The organism is Kitasatospora sp. MBT66 (genome assembly GCF_000710405.2).
In the GTDB taxonomy this organism is placed as follows: Bacteria; Actinomycetota; Actinomycetes; order Streptomycetales; family Streptomycetaceae; genus Kitasatospora; species Kitasatospora purpeofusca.
The window spans coordinates 454909-463877 of the sequence record NZ_JAIY01000004.1 but is presented as its reverse complement, the minus strand read 5'-3'; the positions used below and the strand labels follow the sequence as shown (position 1 = coordinate 463877).

Below are 8969 nucleotides of genomic sequence, written 5' to 3'. Positions count from 1 at the left end.
AGCCGGGCTCTGCGCCGCCGCGGCGGGCATCGCGCTGCTGGCCGCGGCGCCGGTCCCGGCGGCGGCCGTGCTCGGCGGGCTGCTGACGGGCGCCGGGTCCGGGCTGTTCGCCGGCCGGCTCGGGCCGCTGGTGCTGGGAGCCGCGCCGGAAACCCATCTCTCCCGGGTGCAGGCCCTGCTGACCCTGGTGCAGAGCGCCGCGCTGGTGCTCTCGACCGGGGCGCTCGGCCTGCTCGCCGACACGGCCGGACCCCGGCTGCCGATCGCCCTCTGCGCGCTGGCCACCGGGGCCGCCGGGGTGCTCACCCTGGCCTCGCCGGTGCTGCGCCGGGCCTGACCGCGGTGTACTTGCCGGGCGGGCGGACGGCGGGCAGAGTGCGAGACCGGTACGGGCGGCGGAGGGCGGAGGCGGCGATGAGTGATCTGACGGACCGGCTGGCGGAGGGCCTCCCGCCCGGGGCGATGGCCGTGGACCCGGACGTGACGGATGCCTACCGGCACGACATGGCGGACTTCTGCCCGGCCGGCACCCCCGCCGTGGTGGTCTTCCCGGAGACGGTCGAGCAGGTGCAGCACGTACTGCGCACCGCCACCGTGCTGCGCGTCCCGGTGGTCCCGCAGGGGGCCAGGACCGGTCTGTCCGGCGCGGCCAATGCGGTCGACGGCTGCATCGTGCTGTCGATGCTGCGGATGAACCGGATCCTGGAGATCGACCCGGTGAACCGGATCGCGGTGGTCGAGCCGGGGGTGGTCAACGCCGAGCTGTCCCGGGCGGCCGCCGCCTCGGGGCTCGCCTACCCGCCCGACCCGTCGAGCTGGGAGTCCTGCACCATCGGCGGCAACATCGGGACCGGCGCGGGCGGCCTCTGCTGCGTCAAGTACGGCGTGACCAGCGAGTACGTGCTCGGCCTGGACGTGGTGCTGGCCGACGGACGGCTGCTGTCCACCGGCCGCCGGACGGCCAAGGGCGTGGCCGGCTACGACCTGACCCGGCTCCTGGTCGGCTCCGAGGGCACGCTGGGGGTGGTGGTCCGCGCGGTGCTGGCGCTGCGGCCGGCCCCCGCCCCGCAGCTGGCGCTGGCGGCGGAGTTCCCGAGCACGGCCTCGGCGGGCGCGGCGGTCTGCGAGGTGATGGCCCGCGGCTTCACCCCCTCGCTGATGGAGCTGATGGACCCGGTGAGTGTGCGCGCGGTCAACGAACTGGGGCGGATGGGCCTGCCGGAGTCGACCCGGGCGCTGCTGCTGGTGGCCTTCGACGGTCCGGACCGGGTGGCCGAGCTGGCCGCGGTCGGCGAGCTGTGCCGGGCGGCCGGGGCGACCGAGGTGGTGCCGGCCGAGGACCAGGCCGAGTCCGAGCTGCTGCTGGAGGCGCGCCGGCTGGCGCTGCCCGCGCTGGACCGGCTGGGCACCACGATGATCGACGACGTGGCGGTGCCGCGCTCGCGGCTGGCCGAGATGCTGGAGGGGGTGGCGGCGATCGGTCAGCGGCACGGGCTGACCATCGGGGTGGTGAGCCACGCCGGGGACGGCAACACCCATCCGATCGTCATCTTCGACGCGGCGGACCCGGAGCAGTCGGCGCTGGCGCAGCGCTCCTTCGACGAGATCATGGCACTGGGGCTGGAGCTGGGCGGGACGATCACCGGGGAGCACGGGGTGGGGCTGCTCAAGCGGGAGTGGCTGGCGCGGGAGCTGGGGCCGGTGGCGATGGAGCTGCAGCGGCAGCTGAAGGCGGTCTTCGATCCGCTGGGGATCCTCAATCCCGGCAAGGCGGTTTGACCACCCCCTCGGGCCGGGCAACGAAGGTATTGTTCTCCGGATTTTCAGACTGTCGCAGGATGGCCGGAATTATCGACACGGTAGCGTGACCGCACCCGGCGGGGGCGTGTTTGTTCCGCCGCACGCCAGGGTGGTGCGCCGGGTTGTCCGTGTGCCTCCTTCGCGCCTCCTCCGGAGACTCGGTCGTATCCGACCGTTCGGGCGACATCGCAGGTCGGCGGCGGTGTGTCGGCGTGCTTCCAGGATCGCTCGCAGTTATGCGCGGGGCTGCTGGATATCACGCTAAAGGGCGAAAAGGGCACCGGGAGGTGGTGCTTTGTCGATTTGTTGCGGAAGTCTGTGACCCGGCGTCGCAGCCCGCAGGTGTTCGTCTGGCCGGCGAACTCCCGCACCCATTGCACGATTACCGTTTCTTGGAGGCTCCCATGGCTCGCAACCGAATCCGCCGTACCGCCGGTGTGCTGCTCGCGGCCCCGCTCGCGGCCGGACTGCTGCTCGCCGGTGCCGGCGCCGCCGCCGCCGACAACGGCGCGCTCGCCAACGACGGGTCCAACAGCGGTGTGGTGTCGAACGTCGGGACGGGCAACGTCTTCGGCTCGGTCGACGGCAACTACATCTCGAACCAGCAGACGGCGACCGGCTCCGGCGCCTCGAACCAGGCCAACACCCTCGCGGTGAAGGACAACTCGGGCACCATCCTGGCCGGTCAGTCCAACAAGAACTACAGCATCGTCTTCGCGCCGATCTTCGGCTGAGCACCCGGGCGATCGGGCACCGGGGAGCCCCGGGTGCCGGCACCGACCGGGAGCCGTCGACGGCGGGGGCGCCGTCGACGGAGCACCGGGGCCGGCCGGGGCGGACGCGGGTGGGCTGAGCGCCCGCGACGGGTCCGGAGCGGACCGCGAAGTGGATCGGAAGAACCGCGATCGGAACGGATCGCACAGCGCGCAACCGGGCAGCGGAAAGGGTCACCGCGAACCGGTCCCGTGGGCGGCACCGAACATCGGTGCCGCCCTCGGGCGTTGTCCGGGCGTGTCCGGACGAGCCGGGCGTGTCCGGGCGGGCAGGGGGGCGGGCCGGGCGTTCCCGGGGGCGGGCACGGGCGGGCCGGTGCAGGGCCCGCGCCCTGACTCGTCACCGTGCGGCGGTACGGTTGCGCTCCGACAGTGCACCCCCGAGCCCGGCGCCCCCCGGCGGCCCTTCCGGCGAGGGGCTGCGGCGGCGGCAACCGGAAGGAAGGGCGCGATGGCAGCCGAGGACGAGGACCTGAGCGGCCCGGGCGGGACCACGCCCGTACCCGGTCCCGGGTCGGGCCCGGAGCCGCGCCCGGAAACGCGGCCCGAGCCCCGGTCGGTGCCCGAGCTGATGCTGGGCCGACCGCCGATGGCCCGCCCGCTGCCGGGCTTCGACACCGGGGCGGCCCCGGCCGAGCCCGGCCCGCTCTTCGTCGACTGGCTCGCCACCGCCGTCGACGCCGGGGTGCTGGACCCGCAGGTGTTCACCCTCTCCACGGTCGACGCCGACGGCCTGCCGGACGCCCGCGTCCTGGTGCTGCGCGACGTGGACGCGGCCGGCACCGGCTGGGTGTTCTCCGCCGCCGCCGACAGTCCCAAGGGCCGCCAGCTCGCCGACCACCCGGCGGCCGCGCTCACCGTCTACTGGCCCCGGCTCGGCCGCCAGGTGCGGGTCCGCGGCACCGTCGAACGGGCCGCCGACCTGGTCGCGGCGGCCGAGTTCGCCACCCGCTCCCCGGACGCCCGGATCGGCGCGCTGGTCGGGCGGCAGAGCGAGCCACTGGCCTCGCCGGCTGAGTACGAGGAGGCGGTGGCGGTGGCCCGGCGCCGCCTGGAGGCCACCCCGGACGCGGTCGCCGCCGGGCACGCCGTCTACACGCTGTGGGCGCACGAGGTCGAGTTCTGGCAGGGCGAGGCCGAGCGCCACCACGTCCGCCTCCGCTACACCAGAACCGGGCCGGTGCTGACCCCGGAGTGGTCGCGCACCCTGCTCTGGCCCTGAGGCACCCGAAGCACCCGAAGCACCTGAGGCACCCGAAGCACCTGAAGCGCTGGAAGTACCTGAAGCACCACGGCGGTCGGCGTCCAGGCGCCGACCGCCCGGCTCGGCGCCGCCCGGCTCAGCGCCGCCCGGTCAGGGTGGCCCCGACGCTCGCCGCCACCACACAGCCGATCCCCGCCAGCTGGGCCGCGCCCAGCAGCTGCCCGAGCACCACCAGCCCGACCAGCGCGCTGACCGCCGGCTCCAGGCTCACCAGCACGCTGAACACCCGCTGCGGCATCCGCCGCAGCGCGGTCATCTCCAGCGCGTAGGGGATCACCGGCAGCAGCAGGGACACCCCGGCGACCGCGAGCAGCAGCATCAGCGGCGAGGCGTCCGGCGCGGACAGTCCGTCCCAGGCCTCGCCGAGCCCGAACGGCGCCACCACCAGCGCGCCGACCGTCATCGACACGGCCAGCCCCTGGAAGCCCTGGAACGCCGCCCCGACCTTGTCGGTGAACAGGATGTACGCGGCGTAGCAGGCCGCCGCCCCGAAGGCGCAGAGCAGGCCGACCGGGTCGAGTCCGGCGCCGCCCTCCCCGCCCTCGCCGAGCAGCGTCAGCAGTGCGACCCCGCCGGCCGCGAGCAGCGCCCAGAGCAGATGGCTGGCACGGCGGGCGAAGAACAGCGCCACCGCGAGCGGGCCGAGGAACTCGATGGTGGCGGCGGTGCCCATCGGCAGCCGGTCGATCGCCCCGGCGAACAGCAGGGTCATCCCGGCCGAGGCCATGCCGAGCAGGCCCGCGGCGGCCAGGTCGCGCGGCCGGAGCCCGCGCAGCCGGGGCCTGGTGACGGCGAGCAGGACGACGGCCGCGAAGCCCAGCCGGAGGAAGGTGGTGCCGCTGACCCCGAGCGGGCCGAACAGCGGCTTGGAGAACGCGATCCCGGTCTGCACCAGGAACATCGCCGTCAGACACAGCAGCGGCGCCGGGATGCTCTCCGGGCGCCGCAGGAAGTTCGGGAACCGTCGGCCGGACGGTCGGCCGGTTCGCGGGTCCGGTGGCAGCCCCTCCGCGGGCGCCCCGCCTCGTCGCCAGCCGCCCCGCTCGCCGGCGGGCTCGCCCTTGGGGGCGGGCGGCATGACAAGCGCCTCGGCGACGGCGGCGGCCGTCGTCGGGGCAGAGGTTTCGCTGAGGTGGGGCGTGGGCATGGAGGCGAGTTTGCCGTAAGGAGCCACCGGGCAGCAAGCTCGTTACAAATATCGGGACGGATACGGACGGGTGCGTCCGAAAGGGTGGGCTTTTCCGGCGTACGCGGCGCGGCTGCCGCGGTTGTCCGACGTTCCGTCAGTATCAAGGCGGCGTGCGCTATCTCCGCCCCGCGGCCATCGCCGCCGCCTCCTTCGTCCTGCTGCTGGCCGCCGGCGGTCCGGGCGCGAGCGCCGACGAGACCGCACCGGTGGTCGCCGCCGCCCCCCGGATCCGGGCCACCGTCCTGCCCGACCGGATCGGCCCGCCGACCGCCCGGGCCCGGGACCTCTTCACCGGCGCGGCCTTCGACGCCTGCACCGCGCCACCGCTGGAGACCATGCGGGCCTGGCGCGACGCCTCGCCGTACGGGGCGGTCGGCATCTACACCAGCGGCAGCCAGCGCGGCTGCGCCCAGCCGAGGCTCAGCGCGGACTGGGTGCGGCAGGCCAGGGCGATGGGCTGGCGCTTCCTGCCCGTCCACGTCGGCCTCCAGGCGCCGTGCAGCGAGCTGAGCCGCAAGCCGAAGCGGATCGACCCCGCGCGGGCCGTCCAGCAGGGCCGCGAGGAGGCGGTCGAGGCGGTCCGCGGTCTCAAGGCGGTCGGGCTCGGCAAGGGCAGCCCGGTCTTCCTGGACATCGAGGCCTACCCTCTGCGCGACCCGGCCTGCGGGCAGGCCGTGGTCGACTTCACCCTCGGCTGGACCCAGGCCCTGCACCTGGCGGGCTACGGTTCCGGCTTCTACTCCAGCCTCGACTCCGGCATCGCCGACCTCGCCGCGGCCGCCCGGGCCGGCAGCACGCCGCTGCCCGACACCCTCTGGTACGCCCGCTGGGACGACCGGGCCGACACGGTGGGCGGCGGGGCGCTCGGCCCGGACCTCTGGGCCGGGCGCCAGCGCGTCCACCAGTACCGCGGCAATGTCGAGGAGACCTACGGCGGCGCGACGCTCACCGTCGACCGCAACCAGGTCGACGCCCCGCTGGCCGGCTGAGGCGGCCTCACTCCCGCAGGGCGAGCCCCAGGAAGCCCAGGCCGCCGCAGTGGCGGCAGGTCTGCGGGATGTGCCCGGTGCCGGTCCGGCCCGCGCGCAGGCCCATCCGCGCCTCCGTCCGCACACCCTCCGCGCAGCACGGGCACGGCATCCGGAGCCCGCTCGGCAGCGGCCCCGCCCGTCGGTCGTCACGCCCGTCACCCATGCCCCCAGTATCCCGCCCGTCCCGGCGGCCGTGATCGGGGCAACTGTGCCGGAATGCTGACAGCGGGGGTGCGGCGCGGCACAATCGGGCTCTACTGCCCCGTATTACCGCCCAGTAGCCGGTCTCCGGCCGGGCCAGGGGGCAGCACCGCCGCAGTGCAGCCCAGGTCGAGGAGGACCCGTGTTCAGCACGATGCAGGACGTTCCGCTCACCGTCGCCAGAATCCTTGAGCACGGGGCGACCGTCCACGCCCGCTCGACCGTCACCACCTGGGACGGCACCGGACCGGTGGTCCGGACCTACGCGGAGGTCGGGGCGCGGGCCGCCCGGCTGGCCTGGGCCCTGCGGGACGAGCTCGGCGTCACGGCGGACGACCGGGTGGCCACCCTGATGTGGAACAACGCCGAGCACCTGGAGGCCTACCTCGCCGTACCGGCGATGGGCTCGGTGCTGCACACCCTCAACCTGCGGCTCCCCGCGAACCAGCTGTCCTTCATCGTCGACCACGCCGCCGACCGCGTGATCATCGTCAACGGCACCGTGCTCCCGCTGCTGGCCGCCGTCCTGCCGCGGCTCGCCCCGACGCTCAAGCACATCGTGGTCAGCGGCCCGGGCGACCGCTCGGTGCTGGCCGGCTTCGAGGGCGGGGTGCACGACTACGAGGAGCTGATCGCCGACCGGCCGACCGAGTACCCCTGGCTCACCGACATCGACGAGCGCCGGGCCGCCGTGCTCTGCTACACCTCCGGCACCACCGGCGACCCCAAGGGCGTCCTCTACAGCCACCGCTCGGTCTACCTGCACTGCCTCCAGGTCAACACCGGCGACAACTTCGCCTTCACCCCGCGCGACACCGCCCTGCCGGTGGTGCCGATGTTCCACGTCAACGCCTGGGGCATCCCGCACGCCGCCTTCATGTCCGGCGCCAACCTGCTGATGCCGGACCGCTTCCTCCAGCCCAAGCCGATGGCCGAGATGATCGCCGCCGTGAGGCCCACCGTCAGCGCGGCCGTGCCGACGATCTGGAGCGGGCTGCTGGACGAGCTGGACGCCGGCGACTACGACACCTCCAGCCTGCGGATGGTCGTCATCGGCGGGTCGGCCTGTCCGCCCTCGCTGATGAAGGGGTACGAGGAGCGCCACGGCATCCGGGTCATCCACGCCTGGGGCATGACCGAGACCTCGCCGCTCGGCTCCTTCGCCCAGCCGCCGGGCGGCCTGACCCCGGAGGAGGAGTGGCCCTACCGGGTCAGCCAGGGCATCTTCCCGGCCTCCGTCGAGGCCAGGCTGATCGGCCCGGGCGGCGAGCGGATGCCCCACGACGGGGTGTCGGCGGGCGAGCTGGAGGTGCGCGGCCCGTGGATCGCGGGGGCGTACTACGGCGGCGCCGGGCAGGACCCGGAGCGCCCGGACGACAAGTTCTCCGAGGACGGCTGGCTGCGCACCGGCGACGTCGGCACCATCACCGCGGACGGCTATCTGACGCTCACCGACCGGGCCAAGGACGTGATCAAGTCCGGCGGCGAGTGGATCTCCTCGGTGGACCTGGAGAACCACCTGATGGCGCACCCGGAGGTGGCCGAGGCCGCCGTGGTGGCCGTGCCGGACGAGAAGTGGGGCGAGCGCCCGCTGGCGACCGTCGTGCTGCGGCCGGGCGCCACCGTCGGGCTGCCGGAACTGCGGACCTTCCTGGCCGGGCGGATCGCGTCCTGGCAGCTGCCCGAGCGCTGGGCGATCGTCGAGGCGGTGCCGAAGACCTCGGTCGGGAAGTTCGACAAGAAGGTGATCCGCGCCGACTACGCGGAGCAGAAGCTGGACGTCACGCTGCTCGGCAAGGAGTGACACCCGGCGGGCCACCCCCGCCGGAACGACCTGGGCCGGCCACCCCCGCAGAGAGGGCGGCCGGCCCAGGTCGTTCCGTACCGCGTGCTCAGCCGGCCGCGGCGACGCCCGCCTCGCCCATGGCGCCGATCCGCCCGAGCAGGTCGACGATCCGGGACTGGACGTCCTCGCTGGTCGAGCGCTCGGCGAGGAAGAGGATCGTCTCGCCGGTGCGCAGCCGGGGCAGCTCGCGCGGGTCGAGGTCCACCGAGGTGTAGACGACGAGCGGGGTGCGGTGCAGCCGGTCGTTGGCGCGCAGCCAGTCCAGCAGGCCGACCCGGCGGCGGCGGATCTGGAGCAGGTCCATCACCACCAGGTTGGGCTGCACGCTGCTGGCCCGGGCGACGGCGTCGTTCTCGTCCACCGCGTGCTCGACGTGCATGCCGCGCCGCTCCAGGCTGCCGATCATCGCGACGGCGATGTCCGGATCGCTCTCGACCAGCAGCACGCGCGGGGCGTGGTTCTCGCCGTCGCGCGGGGCGAGGGCGCGCAGCAGCACGGCCGGGTCGGCGCCGTACGCGGCGTCCCGGGTGGCCTGGCCGAGACCGGCGGTGACCACCACCGGGACCCGGCTGTTGAGCGCGGCGGTGCGCAGCGACTGCAGCGCGGTGCGGGTGATCGGGCCGGTCAGCGGGTCGACGAAGAGCGCGGCGGGGAATCCGGAGACCTGTGCGTCCACCTCCTCGCGGGAGCGGACGATCACCGGGCGGTAGCCGCGGTCCTGCAGCGCCTGGCTGGTGGCCGGGTCGGGCTCGGGCCAGACCAGCAGCCGGCGCGGTCCGCCGTCGGGGGCGGGCGCGGGCACCGGCCGCTCGCCGGACTCGGGACCGCCGCTCGCCGGGGCGATCGCCAGGGCCGCCGGGGCGGC

Annotated in this window: 7 protein-coding genes and 2 pseudogenes; 6 read left to right on the top strand and 3 right to left on the bottom strand. The window is 74.7% G+C overall.

Features of this window, described 5'->3' with window-relative positions; genetic code table 11:
* The 4 genes and pseudogenes from BI06_RS50455 to BI06_RS08740 form a co-directional block, all read left to right on the top strand.
* A pseudogene (locus BI06_RS50455) lies at positions 1-337 on the top strand (MFS transporter); the annotation flags it as partial.
* A gap of 77 nt (positions 338-414) precedes the next feature.
* Positions 415-1779, top strand: coding sequence for an FAD-binding oxidoreductase (locus tag BI06_RS08750; protein ID WP_043466855.1), 1365 nt, complete (start codon positions 415-417; stop codon positions 1777-1779).
* A 425-nt stretch (positions 1780-2204) separates the two neighbouring features.
* Positions 2205-2534 (top strand): hypothetical protein, encoded by a 330-nt coding sequence (locus tag BI06_RS08745; RefSeq protein WP_030392549.1) that lies wholly within the window; start codon positions 2205-2207, stop codon positions 2532-2534.
* A 490-nt stretch (positions 2535-3024) separates the two neighbouring features.
* The gene (locus BI06_RS08740; protein ID WP_233290074.1) at positions 3025-3795 is read left to right on the top strand and encodes a pyridoxal 5'-phosphate synthase; all 771 of its coding nucleotides are present in this window, start codon (positions 3025-3027) and stop codon (positions 3793-3795) included.
* Positions 3796-3913: 118 nt separating this feature from the next.
* Here the strand turns inward: BI06_RS08740 and BI06_RS08735 are convergent, their stop codons facing one another.
* A complete protein-coding gene (locus BI06_RS08735) occupies positions 3914-4984 on the bottom strand; it encodes a DMT family transporter (protein WP_233290073.1) in 1071 nt (356 codons plus the stop codon).
* Between the two features lie 152 nt (positions 4985-5136).
* Here BI06_RS08735 and BI06_RS08730 point away from each other — a divergent pair, with 152 nt between their 5' ends.
* Positions 5137-6015, top strand: coding sequence for a DUF1906 domain-containing protein (locus tag BI06_RS08730; RefSeq protein WP_051740523.1), 879 nt, complete (start codon positions 5137-5139; stop codon positions 6013-6015).
* Positions 6016-6022: 7 nt separating this feature from the next.
* Here BI06_RS08730 and BI06_RS49345 read toward each other — a convergent pair whose 3' ends face one another.
* Complete coding sequence (locus tag BI06_RS49345; protein ID WP_149030314.1) at positions 6023-6220, bottom strand: hypothetical protein; 198 nt, start codon at positions 6218-6220, stop codon at positions 6023-6025.
* A 180-nt stretch (positions 6221-6400) separates the two neighbouring features.
* Here BI06_RS49345 and BI06_RS08725 point away from each other — a divergent pair, with 180 nt between their 5' ends.
* Positions 6401-8062 carry a long-chain fatty acid--CoA ligase gene (locus BI06_RS08725; protein ID WP_043466854.1) on the top strand — a complete coding sequence of 554 codons (1662 nt, stop codon included), beginning with the start codon at positions 6401-6403 and terminating at the stop codon, positions 8060-8062.
* A gap of 88 nt (positions 8063-8150) precedes the next feature.
* Here BI06_RS08725 and BI06_RS08720 read toward each other — a convergent pair.
* Positions 8151-8969, bottom strand: a pseudogene (locus BI06_RS08720) (response regulator); the annotation flags it as partial.